This is a genomic window from Providencia sp. PROV032, assembly GCF_028484875.1.
GTDB lineage: Bacteria > Pseudomonadota > Gammaproteobacteria > Enterobacterales > Enterobacteriaceae > Providencia > Providencia rettgeri_E.
Map to the genome: position 1 here is coordinate 1 of NZ_JAMPSX010000033.1, position 16,103 is coordinate 16,103.

Here is a 16,103-nt window from a genome sequence, read left to right on the forward strand (position 1 = left end):
GAAGCTCTGGAACCAAAGTAGTGAGTAACAGCTCACAAGTTGTTGGTGGATAGTGGAGTTTTAATAAAATCCAATGAATATAATATAGTGGATTGATGGTGTACATATCACCGAGCTGAATAGAATTGTTTGGTAAATAGGTAACAGTTCACTTAAAAACAAAGTGGAGCAGTGAAAGTAAGCTTGAACCATCATCTCTTAAATAGGTATGAAATGCATTCATTTATATACCCTACCGATAGATAAATTATAATCTATTAAAATAAATAATGAATTAGTAAGATTAGTTCATCAATTTACTCTATTTTGCTTGTTTGGATTTTTTTTGTTTTATGGTTTTTATGGTGTTAATTGGTCTGTAAAAACGGTATGTGTTTATTATTTAAATATGAATAATATCAATAGATAAAATATTATAAGCCATTTTTTTTTGTAAAAAAACCGTTCATCATCATTTTAAATCTTCGTCTAAAATTCATTCAAATGGTTATTTTTATATATAAAAATTGTTAAATTGATGTTTTATTTTATTGTGCTTATAATGAGTAAATTGACTTAAGGTATTACATTAGATATTAAATTTGTTTATAAATAGAATTTTCAATGGAAAAAAATCAGTCCAAGGTGTTGTCAATAACACAAGCTGTAATCATTAACTGACTGTATTTCATATAAATATTGTTTTATGTGCCAAAGGTGGATCACATGAAAAAGGCAAAAAGCGCTAATCATAAGATTTTTGATCAAATTCTTTCTGTTAATAAGCAGAAAGAAAACGAATTTAACAATGGGCAAGATGGTGCAATTATTCTTTCTATACTTGTGATGTTTTTTGTACCATTTTTACTATTAAATGCAGCAAGAATTTTTTTTGGAATAGATTACAGTTTTGTCGCTGTGATCGCCATGTTGGCGGTTAGTGCCATCATCACATACACATTGTATAAGCGTCTAAAAATTGATTCTGAATTTGCTGAGAAGCATATAGTGTTAGACCAATTATTGATGCGTTATACGCCAAAAAATACAACAGAGTTTAAGAGCCTTCAAGAAGAGAGAAAGGCAAACCCATCAAGTACTTATTCACTTGTTGAAGATTGGGCTAATAGAGAAAGACTGCACTATGCAAATTAGCACACACTAATAATCTAATAAATGTTTGCATATCCCTCGGCTATTTTTAGTCGGGGGATTTTTATCTATTGCAAAGGCTAGCCCTACATTGAAGATTAGGTTAATAAAAAGAAATAATTCCAGTTTTTACCTAGAAGATATGCAATTTCGACAGATTGCATTCTGTTGAGTCTAGGGTCACATAATGACTGATATTTATAACTAATATCTTCTTCACTGATTTCAGGAGTACCCCCTGCGCACTCAGTAACATCTAGTCCTGTCATTTCTAAGTGGACACCTCCTGAATGTATTCCTGCTTCCTTTAATATATGAATGAACTGAATCATTTAATCAGTAATATCCGTAAAATAGCGTGTTTTATATTCTTCTTTGGCATTTTTGGTATTACTATGCATTGGGTTAATCATGCAAATGACAGGTTTACCACAGGATTGAATTGATTTTATGAGAGCTGGGAGTTTTTGCTTGATAATATTAGCCCCCATTCTAATGATAAGGACGATTTTCCCTTTCTCTCTACTTGGGTTTAATTTACTTATTAAGCTAACTAATGTATCTGAAGTGATATTTGGCCCACACTTTTTTCGAAACAAATACTAAGGGAGGGGGGTTATATATGTTAGTTTGGAAATACTCTAATGCACATTTATCTGGATAATGCGGATTTTGTTCTATAGGGAAATCCTTCCATGAAGAAGGGCTCCACAATGTTGACTGGTTATAAGCTCCCTTTTTATGATGAGAAAAGATTATTTTGACTGAGATATATTTAAGTATGTTGTGAGTGCGCCATTTTGTCTTGCAAGGTAATCTTCACGCACAGGTGTATACACATCAATGACTTCTGAAGATTCGAGTGCCTCTGCATCATGAACGGCCCACGAAGGGATGATAAAAGAGTCGCCTGCATGCAAGAAAACAGTTCGGCCATCAACAGTTAGTCTTAAGGAACCTTTCAATATCGTTGTTGCAGTTTCATGTTCATGAGTATGTTCTGGGATAATCGCTTTTGGCTTGAATGTCCAAAACGCGATGGTAAAACCCGTACCATGAATGAACTTGGCTTGTATTTTGCTTTCCTCTCCTTCATTACGGTTTAGGTCCATATCATAGGAGATCATTTCTTTAGACAAAAAAAGGCTCATATTGTTACCTTATATAAAAATAGGGATAAATGACTAATTAATTTTTGAGTGAATCGAGAAACCCATAGGAACGGAGCCAAAGTCATGTAATATATTGAGGTTATGGCTTTTGGCTGTTTTTAGAGTAGTAATACATGCATCAACAGTTCCATTAGCACATTGTAAAGCTGCTTCACTATTTGAATTAAACAATAGAGGCTCAATTGGTTTATTTAAACCATTAACCTCTGAAAATAAATCTTTGGGTGCAGGATGTGAACCGATTTTTTTAATTTTACTCAGGTCAGTATAGCGGCTTGCAAATAACATATTATGAGTATCCAATACAAAGCAATCGGTGATCTTTAAAAAAGTTAAATTTTGAAATACGATGTTGTGTAAATAAGGATAAACAATACAACCGAGTAATATACAGTTATTATCCTTTTTTATTTCTTCTACAGCGACTTCAAGTGTTTCATGTAATATAACATTGCCATCTAAGTTATTTTTTTCTAAATAGTAATGTGCAGCTTTCTCACAATTTGTTCCTTTAGGGCCTAAAGTATGGATAGTAAGCATGGTATTACCTCATATAAATCATATTCTTCCTGTTTCGTTTATTAAATCGGGGAGTCTTTTTCCTGATCTTATTTGAGCCAGCATAGTATTTTCAGCGTTATTAATTTTTACAGCTTCTTCAAAGACTTTATCAATCAGATCTAATGGAACAACGACACTCCCGTTTGTGTCTGAAATGATGAGATCTCCAGTCTGGATGATATTGTCTTCAATTCTGCATGAAGTGCCTGTTTCACTGACACAGTAGGCACCTTGAGTATCTGAGGGTATTATATTACTCGCGATGACAGGGATATTCAGATCTCGTAATTCTTGAATGTCCCTAACGGCGCCACCTAAAATAATACCGTTGAAGCCGAGTTGCTGAAAATAGGTGCAACTCATTCCTCCGGCTAGAGCGGCATGTTTCATTAAATCACCATAGCCAGCGACATAAATAAGCCCACTTGCGTTATCTAATTCAGGTACGAGAAATTGTTGGACTTGTTCCCATGTTGATGATTGTTTCTCTATGATACATTTTCCTTTTTTAACTAATTTCCATTGAACGGTATATGCATGTCCGACAATATAAAAATCGTTAATATTAAGAGAGTGTAGTTCATGAGATAAAACACTACCTGATTTTAATCCATCTAAAATATCAATAATTGTAGATGTGCTTATTTTTAAACTTTTTATCTTTTCGAGTTTTTTTATATCGGGATTGTAAAACATAAATTTTCCTTGTTTAGCTAGAGGAAGGCTTATTAGCTTTTTAATTAATAGATATAAACCTTAGTAAGGTCAAGGATAAATAATAGATGGGCCTATCAATTATTAATGTTTGATAATATTAATGTTTGATAATATTAATGATTGTATATTGTTATTTAATGTTCACGCTATAAATCCAGAAAAAAACGGCCCAAATGGCCGTTTTTTATTCTATTTGATTATTACAGTTGAGTGTTAATGTGATTTACCCTGCTCAATACCAAGGCCGATTTGTGAACGAATAAATTGTTCTTTAAAACGTTCTCTTTCCATTTTCCCTTGTTCTGAATTATCTGTTACAGAGAATAACCATGAAGCAATAAATGCCACCGCCATGGAAAAGAGTGCTGGATATTCATAAGGATAGATTGGTTTTTCATGATGAAGAATACTAACCCAGATAGTTGGCCCTAAAATCATTAAGACAACGGCGGTAATTAAACCGAACCAACCACCTGCCAATGCTCCACGAGTGGTCAGTTTGCGCCAGTACATTGAGAGTAGAATGATTGGAAAATTACAACTTGCTGCAATTGAGAAAGCTAAACCAACCATGAAGGCAATATTTTGTTTTTCAAACAGAATGCCTAACCCGATAGCAACAAAACCTAAGATAACAACGGTAATTTTAGAGACGCGTAATTCATCTTTTTCATCCGCTTTACCATTTTTCATTGCCATTGCATATAGGTCATGGGAAACCGCAGAGGCGCCTGCTAAGGTTAAACCGGCAACAACAGCAAGAATGGTGGCGAATGCAACTGCAGAAATAAACCCTAAGAAGAAGTTACCACCAACGGCATCTGCAAGGTGAACAGCCGCCATATTTGTTCCGCCAATAAGTGCTCCGGCCGCATCTTTAAAGGCAGGATTGGAACTGACTAGAACGATGGCACCAAAGCCAATAATAAAGGTTAATATGTAAAAATAACCAATAAAGCCAGTTGCATAGAACACGCTTTTACGCGCTTCTTTTGCATCGCTTACGGTAAAGAATCGCATAATAATATGAGGAAGGCCTGCAGTACCAAACATCAATGCAAGACCCAGTGATAGGGCGGATATTGGGTCGGAAACCAGTCCTCCCGGACTCATGATGGCAATACCATTTTTATGAACTTCAACCGCTTCTTTAAACAGGGTGTTAAAATTAAAGCCTACGTGTTTCATAACCATAACAGCCATGAATGTTGCACCCGCTAATAACAAGATGGCTTTAATAATTTGCACCCAAGTTGTGGCTAACATGCCACCAAATAGGACATATAGCACCATCAAGATACCCACGATAACAACCGCGACGTGGTAATTGAGACCAAATAACAATTCAATCAATTTACCCGCGCCAACCATTTGAGCGATAAGGTACAGTGCAACAACAACCAGAGATCCAACCGCAGATAGAATACGAATGGGTCTTTGTTTTAATCGATAAGAAGCGACATCAGCGAAGGTATAACGACCTAAATTACGTAAGCGCTCGGCAATTAAGAATAGAATGATCGGCCAGCCAATTAAGAAGCCAATTGAATAAATCAGGCCATCATAGCCAGAAGTATAAACCAGAGCAGAGATCCCTAAGAAGGAAGCCGCAGACATAAAGTCGCCCGCAATAGCCATCCCGTTTTGGAAACCGGTAATTTTCCCGCCCGCAGTGTAGTAATCAGAGCGAGAACGCGTTCTTTTTGACGCCCAGTAGGTAATATACAAAGTGAAGCCGACAAACAGTAAGAACATCACAATCGCCTGAATATTCACAGGCTGGCGTTCAACATCCCCTGTCAATGCATCAGAAAACGCCATTGATGAGGTAAAAAAGAGAATGAGTGGGAGCAATATTTTCATTTTTCTACCTCTTTTAAAATTTCTGCTGTTAAACGGTCGTATTCACCGTTGGCTCGGATAACGTAAAGCCCAGTGAGTACAAATGAAATGACAATTAGGCCGATACCAACAGGGATCCCTCTTGTGATGTATGAACCTTCGGATATCGGTGTTCCTAGCCAGCTTGGGTCAAAAGCGATAAGAAAAATAAATCCAACATATAGCACGAGCGTTATTATTGATAATAACCATGAAAAGCGACTACGTTTCCTAACCAGTTCTTTAAAGCGAGTGTTATCCTCTACCTTTTCGTAAGCAGTAGCATTCATCAGAGTTCTCCTCTGTTATACTCGTCATACTTCAAGCTGCAGCATTGTTGACTGCACCTCGAATTATTTAGAGTAAACTATCTTGTTGGGATGTATGTAAGGCCGCCTCTATGAGTTGGCCTTTTAGCGTTATGACATACTCATAGACTGTTTTTCTTCGAGTAGTTTTTCGACAACACCTGGATCGGCCAGAGTGGAGGTATCTCCAAAGTTACTGGTGTCTCCTGATGCAATTTTACGTAGGATACGACGCATGATTTTACCGGAACGGGTTTTTGGTAAAGAGTCCGTCCAGTGAAGAACATCTGGTGTGGCAATTGGGCCAATTTCTTTACGCACCCAGTTGCGAACTTCAGTATATAGCTCAGGTGAAGGCTCAACCCCTGATATTAGCGTGACATAGGCGTAAATAGCTTGCCCTTTAATATTGTGAGGTATACCGACCACGGCAGCTTCAGCCACTTTCGGATGTGCAACGAGCGCTGATTCTATTTCTGCGGTACCTAAACGGTGGCCCGAAATATTCAGTACATCGTCAACACGGCCAGTGATCCAGTAATAACCATCCTCATCACGACGAGCACCATCACCGCTAAAGTACATGCCTTTAAAGGTTGAGAAATAGGTTTGCTCGAAGCGTTCGTGATCGCCAAATAAGGTTCGGGCTTGACCCGGCCATGAATCGACAATAACTAAATTGCCTTCTGTGGCGCCTTCGATAGGTTCACCAAGGTTATCAACTAACGCAGGGCGAACGCCGAAGAATGGCAATGTTGCAGACCCCGGTTTTAACATGGTTGCCCCCGGAAGTGGTGTGATCATGAAACCACCTGTTTCGGTTTGCCACCATGTATCAACCACTGGACAGCGGCTATTACCAATTTTTTTGTAGAACCATTCCCAAGCTTCAGGGTTAATGGGTTCCCCCACGGAGCCGAGAATTCGTAATGAGCTGCGGTCAGTACCTTCAATAGCTTTATCGCCTTCAGCCATTAATGCGCGGATGGCGGTTGGCGCAGTATAAAGGATATTGACTTGGTGTTTATCAACCACCTGGCTCATTCGGTTAACTGATGGGTAATTAGGTACCCCTTCGAACATCAATGTTTTAGCGCCATTGGATAATGGCCCATATAGCAAATAGCTATGGCCTGTTACCCAGCCGACATCAGCAGTACACCAATAGACTTCATCTGGATGGTAGTCGAAGGTGTACTTGAATGTCAGTGTGGCATAAACCAAATAACCACCAGTGGTATGCAAAACACCTTTAGGTTTGCCTGTAGAACCCGAGGTGTACAGGATAAAGAGCGGGTCTTCTGCGTTGATTTCTTCTGGAGGGCAGTCTGCACTGACCCCTTTGATGACGTCGTGCCACCAGAGGTCACGGCCTTCGACCCAGCTCGGTGCGTTGCCTGTGCGTTGGTAAACAATGACATGAGAAACCGTAGTAACTTGCGGACTAGCGAGTGCGTCATCCACATTTTTCTTTAATGGAATTGCACGGCCAGCTCGTAAGCCTTCATCTGCGGTGATGATGAGCTTCGCTTTACAGTCAATAACGCGACCAGAGACGGCTTCAGGGGAGAAACCAGCAAAAATGACCGTATGTATCGCGCCAATACGGGCACAGGCTAGCATCGCGACAGCAGCTTCAACAACCATAGGCATGTAAATGGCGACAACATCGCCTTTACGAATACCTTGTTGTTTCAGGACATTAGCAAACTGACAAACATCATGGTGCAGTTCGCGGTAAGTGACATTTTTTGACGATAAAGGGTCATCGCCTTCCCAAATAATCGCTGTTTGGTCACCTTTTTCAGCCAGATGGCGATCTAAACAGTTAGCACTTAAATTTAATGTACCGTCTTCGAACCAGCGGATATCAATATGTCCGGGGTCAAAAGAGGTGTTTTTGACACGAGTGTAAGGTTTAATCCAATCAACGATTTTTCCTTTTTCGCCCCAAAATCCTTCAGGGTCTTGAATCGAGCGTTGGTACTCATCGTTATACTGTTGTTCGTTTATCAGGGCATTTTTTGCAATTTCAGCAGGAACGGGATGTTTAGTTATTTGAGTCATATTATTATCTCCTTGCAGATGTTAATACTATGTCAAAAAATGGTTAACTAAAGCACGAATTTTAAATTTGTTTTTCTTTTGCGCGGAAGATCACGTATTAATTGTAATGAGATTTGCAGGATTATCATTTGATGCTAAATGTCAAATTAAAATATAAAACTAAAAATATAATAAAAGATAGATTTAAAGAAAAATAAATGGCGGGGTTGTTGGTATTAGTTACTGAATAAACAAGTTCTCATAGCGAATATAAATATCCATACATTTATCATGGGTTTGATAATGATTTTCATTAACAGTAAAATAACTATAATAGATCGTTATTCACAAGGTGCGAAGTTACGCAAGTGTTTACCCTATGAGCCTTGTGGTAAAAATGAGAAACATAGCGGTATTTACGTCACTGGAGACAATAATATGAGTTATACATTACCTGCTTTACCTTATGCTTATGATGCATTGGAACCACATTTTGACAAGCAAACCATGGAAATCCACCATACCAAGCATCATCAAACCTATGTGACTAACACCAATACAGCGTTAGAAAAACTGCCTGAATTAGCGGGTTTAGATATCGATGTTCTGATCCAAAAATTAGACCAAATCCCGGCTGATCAACGCACGTTTGTCCGTAATAACGCAGGTGGACATTCAAATCACAGCATGTTCTGGAAAGGTTTGAAATTAAATACTGAATTAAAAGGCGAACTGAAAGCTGCGATTGAACGTGATTTCGGTAGCGTTGATGCATTTAAAGAACTGTTTGAAAAAGCCGCTGCAACCCGTTTCGGTTCTGGCTGGGCGTGGCTGGTTCTGAAAGATGACGGTAAATTAGCTGTCGTTTCAACAGCGAACCAAGACAACCCATTAATGGGTGAGGCTATTTCAGGCACATCTGGTTACCCAATCATCGGTTTAGACGTATGGGAACACGCTTATTATCTGAAATTCCAAAACCGTCGCCCTGATTATATTAAAGCATTCTGGTCAGTTGTGAACTGGGATGAAGCAGCGGCACGTTTTGCAGCAAAAGCTAAATAATTTTATAAGATAATTTATTCGTAAAGCGCAGCAGTGTTAATGCTGCGCTTTTTTATTTATACCTCACCGGATTGTTATCTCTGTTGGCATTCTTTATGATGAAGTCTCTGTTACTTTGCTAAGTGGAGAGCACTGTTCATGTCATATATTCCCCAAGTCTTTATCGGTAAAATCCAAGCAACCCAGTCTTGTGGGCACAGTGCTATTCATAAGCAGGCGGCCGATGGGCTATTGATGTTAGGGCAATTGGGGCTTGAGGGGGATGAACAAGCTGAAAAACGCTTTCATGGCGGTCCTGATAGAGCTCTTTGCCATTATCCACGTGACCATTATGATTTTTGGATTAATGCGTATCCGGGTTTAGCGGATCTATTTGTTGCCTCCGCATTTGGAGAAAATATATCAACGCTGGGTATGACAGAAGAAAACGTATTTATTGGGGATATTTTTGCTTGGGGTGATGCGCGCATTCAGGTCACGCAACCTCGTTCCCCTTGTTATAAGCTCAATGGGTTAACAGGAATTGAAAATTTTGCACAAATGATGCAAGACAATGGGCGATGTGGTTGGCTGTATCGTGTGATAAAAGCCGGTAATGTTAGTCAAAATGCGCCATTAACGCTATTGAGCCGCAATAGTGATATCTCCGTACAAGAAGCCATTATGATTGCATTTCACGCCCCTTATGATGAAGAGTTATATCAGCGCCTTTTAAGTTCTGCAGGGTTATCTGCAAGTTGGAGCTTAACTATGCAAAACCGTTTAGATAACCACCGCATTGAAGAATTTAAGCACCGGTTGTTTGGTAAGCGTTAATATAAAGCGATGTGCTTCTGGCAAAGAGAGTATTTGGCCATAAGCACTTGCTAACAATATGACGCCTAAGTCTTAGGTATTTGTTGTACAAACTGTTGGTACCACGGGATATTCGCCATTAATTCGGGGTGTGTCCCCTGAGCGATAATTTTTCCTTTTTCCATATACACAATAGAGTCTGCTTGGCGTGCAAGATTGGGCTGGTGGGTGACGATGACCCGTGTTTGCTGTTTGGCTTGAATTATAAGGTCTATCACTGAAGCGGTATTGACGTTATCAAGGCTTGCCGTTGGTTCATCCATTAAAATGATGTCAGGATGCTGTAACATTAGCCTCGCAATACACAGTCGTTGCCTTTGACCGCCAGAAAGTTGCATACCACCGGCACCGACCTCTTTTTCCAAGAACTCATGATTGGCGGTGAAATTAAGTTGTGTTAGTAACGTGCTGATTGCCTTGTCATCAATATTATTATCATCAAGTATCAAATTTTGGCGTACGCTACCGTAAAATAAACGACTGTCTTGTAATAAGACTCCCCGGCTAGCGCACAACACTGCTTGTGATAGGGTTTTAATATTTTGATTACCATAATTCACACAGCCTTGTGTTGGGTCTTGTAAGCGAGCAAGTAAGCCTAATAATGTACTTTTCCCTGCGCCTGATGGGCCCACAATGACAGTAAGTGCATGTTTTTTAAAAGTCAGATTTATATTTTTTAAAATGCATTTTTTATTATCACTGTAAAATGATAGCTGTTCACAGCTAACGCTATCGATTTTGGGGGGGGATGTACGATAAGGAAACACCAGCACTGAAGTCTGTAAGGCTTTCTCGATTTGTTGAACTGCTTTTTTCATCTGCCTAATAGATTGGTCTAAATGAGAAAGCAACCATATAGGTTCAATTAAGCGAGCTAATAAAACTAACCCTGCTAGGCACAGGTTTAATGGCATTTCTGCATGTTCAACTAAATAAATACCGTACCCAAAGAGCGTAATAAATACGGTTTGCACCATCAATGAAAATAATAAGTGAAATGGCAAACTTCTTCGTTGTCGCTGTCTTTGAGTTTGATATTGGGACATTAAGGCAAGTTTAGGATGCAGCTGCTCATGGTGAGCACTTGAGCGACGAATTAATGGTTGGTGGAGGGCATATTGATTGAGCGCACTTACTGCTTGTTGTTCTGATTCATGAACGGCTTGCTCAAAAGAGGCCACTTTTGTGGCAGAAAAACGTAAGGATATTAATAATATACTAATTATAAATAGTAAAATGACTCCAAAAATACTTTGATAGATTAAAGCACCAATCACGATAGTGCAGGGTGTGACTAACCCACTGATAATTGGGTGTAATAAATGTGCGGGCACAGACATAACCTGTGAAACAGGCCCTGAAATTAGCTGATTACTGTTTGATATGGGGTGTAATGAAAGCGGCAGATGGCGAATAAGCGCCGTAGCAAGATAGCGCATCACCGATCCCCCAGCAAAATAGCCTTTTTGAGTGGCGATAAATGTGACGGTTAATGCAGTTAAACTCGAAAGAGCGAAAAACGTTAATGGCATTGTGGTATCAAGGTGCCAATCTAAAATCACAACAAATAAGAATAACCCGCTAACCCCCTCTAAAACAGCACTTAACGTCATCCAAAATATGGCACTACGTACGGTGTACAATAAGTTCCTAAGCACAATCATCCTCCAGGGCGCGTAAAAGTTGCTGATAGGGTTCTGACTGTATTGAAAGTTGTTGATGGGAGCCTTGTGCAATTAATTTCCCGTTGTCTAACAGCAGTACGCGATCTGCTAGGCCCAAGCCGTTTAAGTCATGGGTAATTAATACACAGGTTCGCGGCTCGGAGTGCAATAAATTCAGCACCCGTTGTGCATTTTGTGGGTCAAGCGCGGATGTTGGCTCATCAAGCAGTAATAAAGGTGCTGGTGATAGTAGTGCGCGTGCAATGGCAAGGCGTTGAGCCTCCCCACCGGACAGCTGCATATCTTGTCCTATTACGGCATCCAGTCCTTTAGGTTGTTGTTTCACAAGTGGTAATAAGTTGAGAGCATCAAGATAACGATACATTTCATCTTCAGTGGCATTTGGGGCAAACAACTGTAGATTTTCACGTACAGAACAAGGTAAGGGCGGGGTGTTTTGCATGACGATGGAAACAGTATGGTTCAAACTGGTAAATGATAGTTGTGGTAATGGAACCGAGTTAAAGAGCACATTTCCTGCTGTTGGGTCTAAAAAGCGTGCCATAAGCTGTAATAAAGTACTCTTCCCCGCACCTGATGCCCCGACAATAGCTATAAATTCGTTGGGAGCCACGGTGATATTAATATTCGATAGTATTGGGCTATGACCTATTTTCACATCAACTTGAACAAGTTTGAGCTCACCTAAAGATGGGCTGACATCTTTTTCTCCGTAATGCATATCCGGTTCAGCGAGAAGTTGGCGAATACGTTCTGATGCACTGACAGCAAGGTTTAAGGTGTCTGTGCCATGCCCCATTGCTGCAACAGGTGCAGCGATACTGCTAATTAATAAAATGAATAAAATCACTTGAGCAAGAGGTACGGGCTCAGGGAGTAATGAAACCCCAACAATAACCCACAATGAAAGCAATGTGCTGCTGATACCGACTTGGGTCAATGAGCTCAAAGCACCTATTTTTCTTATCCATCGATGAAAGGCGATTTCAAATTGAGATAAAGCGTGTGATGTTTTTTTTTGAATTGATTGGTTGGGGTATTGCCTAGCTTGTAGCGGGTTATCTGCGAGTTCCGCGTATTGTTCATATAGAAAGCCCATTGCCTGGTTACGTGAGGTGTAGAGCGCCTGATAGCGTACAGAGCGCATTTGTCTAAATAAAAAAATAGAGGCAATTAATGGCATTAAGCAAAAAAGGGTGAGCAGTACATTTTGCCATAATAGAATGAGAGTTGCTGCTGTGGGGACGATAATCAGTTTTGTGATATCTGCGGGGGCATGAGCGGTTAATTGATGCAGCCCACGAACATCACGATCCACAATTTGCAAAAAACCGTCTCTACCGTGTTGGGCAAAGTGATTTAGTGGGAGTTTTTCTATTTTATCAAGAAGTTGTAGTCTAACGTGGTAGCAGAGATGGCTATCCGTTTGATGCGTTAAATACAAAGCAAGAGTTTGGCAAATTAGCCAACTTATACCACCGGTGGACGCAATAACGACCCATTCATAATATTGATGAACGGGAGTGGCAGCAACTTGGCTAATTGCTATTAATGGAATGAGTGAACAGAGGCCTGCTATAGCTTGTAAAATAAGTGCAAATAATAATGTGAAGCGATAGGGACAAAGTAGTTCCCAAAGTGCGCGGTACATGCGAGCCCTCCATTGTTAATTCGTCACTTTAATTTATTTCGCTTTGTTATCGTGAATTAGTTGTTTTGCTTGCCAGACTATTTGTTTTGTTTGCAGGCTTTAATTGGCCGTATTCATTTTTAAAGCGCTTTTTTGGGGTTTTTAGTAAGATGGTGATATTGCGATTGGGAATGTTAAGGGGCGTGAGATGCAATATGATTTAAACGATCTCTACTATTTTGTGAAAGTTGTCGAATATGGTGGTTTTTCACAAGCGGGTCTGGCGCTAGGGATCCCTAAGTCTAAATTAAGTCGTCGCATCGCAGAATTAGAACAAAAGTTAAATGTTTCATTGATTTATCGTTCTACTAGGCAGTTTCATGTTACAGAGGTAGGGCAGGTTTTTTATCAGCAGTGTAAAAATGTGGTTGATGAAGCTGAAATTGCTCATGAATTGATATGTTCTGTTCAATCTCACCCTAAAGGGATAATTAAATTATCGTGCCCAGTTGCGCTATTGCAAGTTTATCTCAATGAATTACTTGTTGATTTTATGGTGCAATATCCCGATATCGACATCCAAATTTTAGCGGTTAACCGACCTGTTGATGTGATCAGTGAAGGGCTGGATTTAGCTATTCGCGTGCGCTCATTGCCATTGGATGATTCAGGCTTAATGATGAAGGTACTTGGATATTCGCGACGTATATTAGTGGCTAGCCCACAATTATTCACAGAGCGGGGTGAACTTACGGAACCAGAAAAGCTGGTGGATTACCCAATGTTAGCGAATACGGAGCACTCACAAAATTACACGTTAACCCTTAAAAATAGTGATGATCTTAGTTTTACGCAGCATTTTACCCCCAAGTTAGCGACAACAGATATCTTAACGTTATACCATGCGGCACTGAAAGGGGTCGGGATCGCAAGGCTGCCTTATGGTGTGGTAGAAAAAGACATTGGATCAGGGAGCTTGGTGGAGGTATTACCGAAATGGCAGTTTCCTGAAGATATCATTCATGCCGTATATCCATCTCGAAAAGGGTTGTTGCCATCAATTCAATTACTCTTGAATTATTTGGCGGATAATATTTCACCGTCAGTGAAATAAATTTCCCCGATAGCACATTAGGCTATCAGGGAAATATTCGTCATTTATTGTGTTTCAGGAATACGGCCAAACTTTCCATTATTGAAATCATGAATAGCTTGGTTAATTTCTTCCATGCTGTTCATAACAAAAGGGCCGTAGCCAACAACGGGCTCGTCAATGGGATCACCACTGAGCAGCAGCACTAAAGCATCTTCTGTGGCTTCCAACAGAATATTGCTGTCTGTATCGTCGAGGATCATCAATTCGCCCTCGTTTAAAGCGGAACGACCATCAACAAACATTGAGCCACGTAACATGACCAAACCAACATGGCGCCCCGCTTTGGTTGGGATACCTACCGTTTTCCCTTTGTTCAGCTGTAAATCCCATACATCCAATGGGCTAAAGGTTTTTGCTGCACCGTTATTGCCCAAATAGTCACCCGCGATCACTCGCAATGTACCCGCATCATTGGGTAATGCAACTTTTGGCATGCTTTGGCTTTCTAACAGCTGGTAGCCAGGGGTCGCTGATTTGTCTTTTGCAGGTAAATTAACCCACAGTTGCACCATATCAAGGGTACCACCATTTTTCATGAAGGCGTCAGATTGATATTCTTGATGCAAAATACCGGATGCCGCAGTCATCCACTGAACATCGCCTGGGCCTATCACACCGCCTTCACCCGTAGAGTCATGGTGAGCGACTTCGCCATCATACACTATTGTGACTGTTTCAAACCCACGGTGTGGGTGCTCACCAACGCCTCTGTTAGCTGAGTTTGAGCTTGGGAAATCAAAAGGCCCCGCTCTGTCGAGTAAAAGAAACGGATTAAGGTATTTCCCATGATCGTTATAGCTAAACATTGAACGGACAGGAAAGCCGTCTCCTACCCAATGGCTGCGAGGAGATTGATAGATACCAATAATTTTTTTCATGGGTTTACTCCAAAATTGTTTTGATGGCTGAATAATAAAGGAGCTAATAATGAGGGGGTAGTGGCAAAAATAGGTTTCATTGTTGCAGTAATAGAACAATAGAATAAGCTCTGATAATTCTATTTATAGGACAGTGTTTATCAAAAACTGGACTACTCAGCCTTAAATCGATGAATTAATCTAAATAACAGAAAAATGGAGCGACTATCGTTCTATTTTTAAATCAAAAAATTTCATGTTTTATCGATTGAGAGGTTTCATCATGAGTAGCCCAGCTAATTTTAATGGTCAACGTCCTGCTATTAACCCAGAAGATGCGGTGATGTTATTAATCGATCACCAAAGTGGTTTATTTCAAACCGTAGGTGATATGCCAATGACGGAACTGCGTGCTCGCGCCGCTGTTCTGGCTAAAATGGCATCTCTTGCAAAAATCCCCGTAATAACAACGGCTTCTGTACCTCAAGGCCCAAATGGTCCGTTGATCCCAGAAATTCATCAAAATGCACCACATGCACAATATATTGCACGACGTGGTGAAATTAACGCGTGGGATAACCCAGAGTTTGTGGCTGCCGTGAAAGCAACAGGTAAAAAGCAATTAATTATCGCTGGAACCATTACCAGTGTTTGTATGGCTTTCCCTGCGATTAGTGCCGTAATGGATGGTTATCAAGTATTTGTGGTGATTGATGCATCAGGGACTTACAGCAAAATGGCGCAAGAAATTACCTTGGCTCGAGTTGTTCAAGCGGGTGTAGTACCAATGGATACTGCTGCGGTTGCTTCAGAACTACAAGGGACTTGGAACCGCGAAGATGCCGCTGAGTGGGCAATGGCTTACACGCAAATTTTCCCTGCTTATCAATTATTAATTGAAAGCTACAGCAAAGCACAAGAAGTTCTGAAAAATAATGAACAATTAGATTCAGAGCGCTAATTAAAGAAATACTTACGATATTTAACTCACGAAATGAAATAAGGCTGCCTTTATCACGAATAAGGGCAGTTTATT

Annotated in this window: 14 protein-coding genes and 1 pseudogene; 5 read left to right on the forward strand and 10 right to left on the reverse strand. The window is 40.1% G+C overall.

Going from position 1 to position 16,103, the window contains the following annotated elements; translation table 11 throughout:
- The first annotated feature begins 705 nt into the window (after positions 1 to 705).
- Complete coding sequence (locus tag PSF42_RS17905) at positions 706 to 1,134, forward strand: hypothetical protein (protein ID WP_272680475.1); 429 nt, start codon at positions 706 to 708, stop codon at positions 1,132 to 1,134.
- A gap of 95 nt (positions 1,135 to 1,229) precedes the next feature.
- Here the strand turns inward: PSF42_RS17905 and PSF42_RS17910 are convergent.
- The 7 genes and pseudogenes from PSF42_RS17910 to acs all read right to left on the reverse strand — a co-directional run bounded on the left by PSF42_RS17910 (position 1,230) and on the right by acs (position 7,837).
- Positions 1,230 to 1,730: pseudogene (locus PSF42_RS17910) on the reverse strand (3-deoxy-7-phosphoheptulonate synthase).
- A gap of 156 nt (positions 1,731 to 1,886) precedes the next feature.
- Positions 1,887 to 2,282, reverse strand: coding sequence for a cupin domain-containing protein (locus PSF42_RS17915; protein WP_125894582.1), 396 nt, complete (start codon positions 2,280 to 2,282; stop codon positions 1,887 to 1,889).
- A 33-nt stretch (positions 2,283 to 2,315) separates the two neighbouring features.
- Entirely contained in the window at positions 2,316 to 2,843 is a 528-nt protein-coding gene (locus PSF42_RS17920; protein ID WP_272680476.1) for a prephenate dehydratase domain-containing protein, read from the reverse strand.
- Between the two features lie 18 nt (positions 2,844 to 2,861).
- Positions 2,862 to 3,560 carry an RraA family protein gene (locus PSF42_RS17925; RefSeq protein ID WP_213914391.1) on the reverse strand — a complete coding sequence of 233 codons (699 nt, stop codon included), beginning with the start codon at positions 3,558 to 3,560 and terminating at the stop codon, positions 2,862 to 2,864.
- A 234-nt stretch (positions 3,561 to 3,794) separates the two neighbouring features.
- The gene (gene actP / locus PSF42_RS17930) at positions 3,795 to 5,444 is read right to left on the reverse strand and encodes a cation/acetate symporter ActP (RefSeq protein WP_125894588.1); all 1,650 of its coding nucleotides are present in this window, start codon (positions 5,442 to 5,444) and stop codon (positions 3,795 to 3,797) included.
- Positions 5,441 to 5,752, reverse strand: a complete 312-nt coding sequence (locus PSF42_RS17935; RefSeq protein ID WP_125894590.1) for a DUF485 domain-containing protein — start codon at positions 5,750 to 5,752, stop codon at positions 5,441 to 5,443. Before PSF42_RS17935 ends, actP begins: the two co-directional genes overlap by 4 nt.
- A gap of 129 nt (positions 5,753 to 5,881) precedes the next feature.
- Positions 5,882 to 7,837: an acetate--CoA ligase gene (gene acs, locus PSF42_RS17940; RefSeq protein ID WP_272680477.1), complete on the reverse strand. Its 1,956-nt coding sequence runs from the start codon at positions 7,835 to 7,837 to the stop codon at positions 5,882 to 5,884.
- A 417-nt stretch (positions 7,838 to 8,254) separates the two neighbouring features.
- On the opposite strand from acs, the gene sodA reads away from it, so the two are divergent.
- Both sodA and yiiM read left to right on the forward strand, forming a co-directional pair.
- Positions 8,255 to 8,881: a superoxide dismutase [Mn] gene (gene sodA, locus PSF42_RS17945; protein WP_125894685.1), complete on the forward strand. Its 627-nt coding sequence runs from the start codon at positions 8,255 to 8,257 to the stop codon at positions 8,879 to 8,881.
- Between the two features lie 138 nt (positions 8,882 to 9,019).
- Entirely contained in the window at positions 9,020 to 9,697 is a 678-nt protein-coding gene (gene yiiM, locus PSF42_RS17950; RefSeq protein WP_125894594.1) for a 6-hydroxyaminopurine reductase, read from the forward strand.
- A 65-nt stretch (positions 9,698 to 9,762) separates the two neighbouring features.
- Here yiiM and PSF42_RS17955 read toward each other — a convergent pair whose 3' ends face one another.
- Both PSF42_RS17955 and PSF42_RS17960 read right to left on the reverse strand, forming a co-directional pair.
- Positions 9,763 to 11,397 (reverse strand): ATP-binding cassette domain-containing protein, encoded by a 1,635-nt coding sequence (locus PSF42_RS17955; RefSeq protein ID WP_272680478.1) that lies wholly within the window; start codon positions 11,395 to 11,397, stop codon positions 9,763 to 9,765.
- Positions 11,390 to 13,075, reverse strand: coding sequence for an ABC transporter ATP-binding protein (locus tag PSF42_RS17960; protein WP_272680479.1), 1,686 nt, complete (start codon positions 13,073 to 13,075; stop codon positions 11,390 to 11,392). The genes PSF42_RS17955 and PSF42_RS17960 overlap by 8 nt, the downstream gene beginning before the upstream one ends.
- Positions 13,076 to 13,262: 187 nt before the next feature.
- Between PSF42_RS17960 and PSF42_RS17965 the strand changes: the two genes are divergently transcribed.
- Positions 13,263 to 14,168, forward strand: a complete 906-nt coding sequence (locus tag PSF42_RS17965; protein ID WP_272680480.1) for a LysR substrate-binding domain-containing protein — start codon at positions 13,263 to 13,265, stop codon at positions 14,166 to 14,168.
- 44 nt (positions 14,169 to 14,212) lie between these two features.
- On the opposite strand, the gene PSF42_RS17970 is transcribed toward PSF42_RS17965, so the two are convergent.
- Positions 14,213 to 15,088: a pirin family protein gene (locus tag PSF42_RS17970; RefSeq protein WP_125894602.1), complete on the reverse strand. Its 876-nt coding sequence runs from the start codon at positions 15,086 to 15,088 to the stop codon at positions 14,213 to 14,215.
- A 262-nt stretch (positions 15,089 to 15,350) separates the two neighbouring features.
- Here PSF42_RS17970 and PSF42_RS17975 point away from each other — a divergent pair, with 262 nt between their 5' ends.
- Positions 15,351 to 16,028, forward strand: a complete 678-nt coding sequence (locus tag PSF42_RS17975; protein ID WP_102140131.1) for a hydrolase — start codon at positions 15,351 to 15,353, stop codon at positions 16,026 to 16,028.
- Positions 16,029 to 16,103 lie beyond the last annotated feature (75 nt).

What these genes read in the sequence shown, in the direction of transcription:
- PSF42_RS17935 (WP_125894590.1), bottom strand. Translation starts at nt 5,752, where the DNA reads ATGAATGCTACTGCTTACGAAAAGGTAGAGGATAACACTCGCTTTAAA.
- PSF42_RS17965 (WP_272680480.1), top strand. Translation starts at nt 13,263, where the DNA reads ATGCAATATGATTTAAACGATCTCTACTATTTTGTGAAAGTTGTCGAA.
- PSF42_RS17970 (WP_125894602.1), bottom strand. Translation starts at nt 15,088, where the DNA reads ATGAAAAAAATTATTGGTATCTATCAATCTCCTCGCAGCCATTGGGTA.
- PSF42_RS17960 (WP_272680479.1), bottom strand. Translation starts at nt 13,075, where the DNA reads ATGTACCGCGCACTTTGGGAACTACTTTGTCCCTATCGCTTCACATTA.
- PSF42_RS17925 (WP_213914391.1), bottom strand. Translation starts at nt 3,560, where the DNA reads ATGTTTTACAATCCCGATATAAAAAAACTCGAAAAGATAAAAAGTTTA.
- PSF42_RS17915 (WP_125894582.1), bottom strand. Translation starts at nt 2,282, where the DNA reads ATGAGCCTTTTTTTGTCTAAAGAAATGATCTCCTATGATATGGACCTA.
- acs (WP_272680477.1), bottom strand. Translation starts at nt 7,837, where the DNA reads ATGACTCAAATAACTAAACATCCCGTTCCTGCTGAAATTGCAAAAAAT.
- PSF42_RS17920 (WP_272680476.1), bottom strand. Translation starts at nt 2,843, where the DNA reads ATGCTTACTATCCATACTTTAGGCCCTAAAGGAACAAATTGTGAGAAA.
- PSF42_RS17905 (WP_272680475.1), top strand. Translation starts at nt 706, where the DNA reads ATGAAAAAGGCAAAAAGCGCTAATCATAAGATTTTTGATCAAATTCTT.
- sodA (WP_125894685.1), top strand. Translation starts at nt 8,255, where the DNA reads ATGAGTTATACATTACCTGCTTTACCTTATGCTTATGATGCATTGGAA.
- actP (WP_125894588.1), bottom strand. Translation starts at nt 5,444, where the DNA reads ATGAAAATATTGCTCCCACTCATTCTCTTTTTTACCTCATCAATGGCG.
- yiiM (WP_125894594.1), top strand. Translation starts at nt 9,020, where the DNA reads ATGTCATATATTCCCCAAGTCTTTATCGGTAAAATCCAAGCAACCCAG.
- PSF42_RS17975 (WP_102140131.1), top strand. Translation starts at nt 15,351, where the DNA reads ATGAGTAGCCCAGCTAATTTTAATGGTCAACGTCCTGCTATTAACCCA.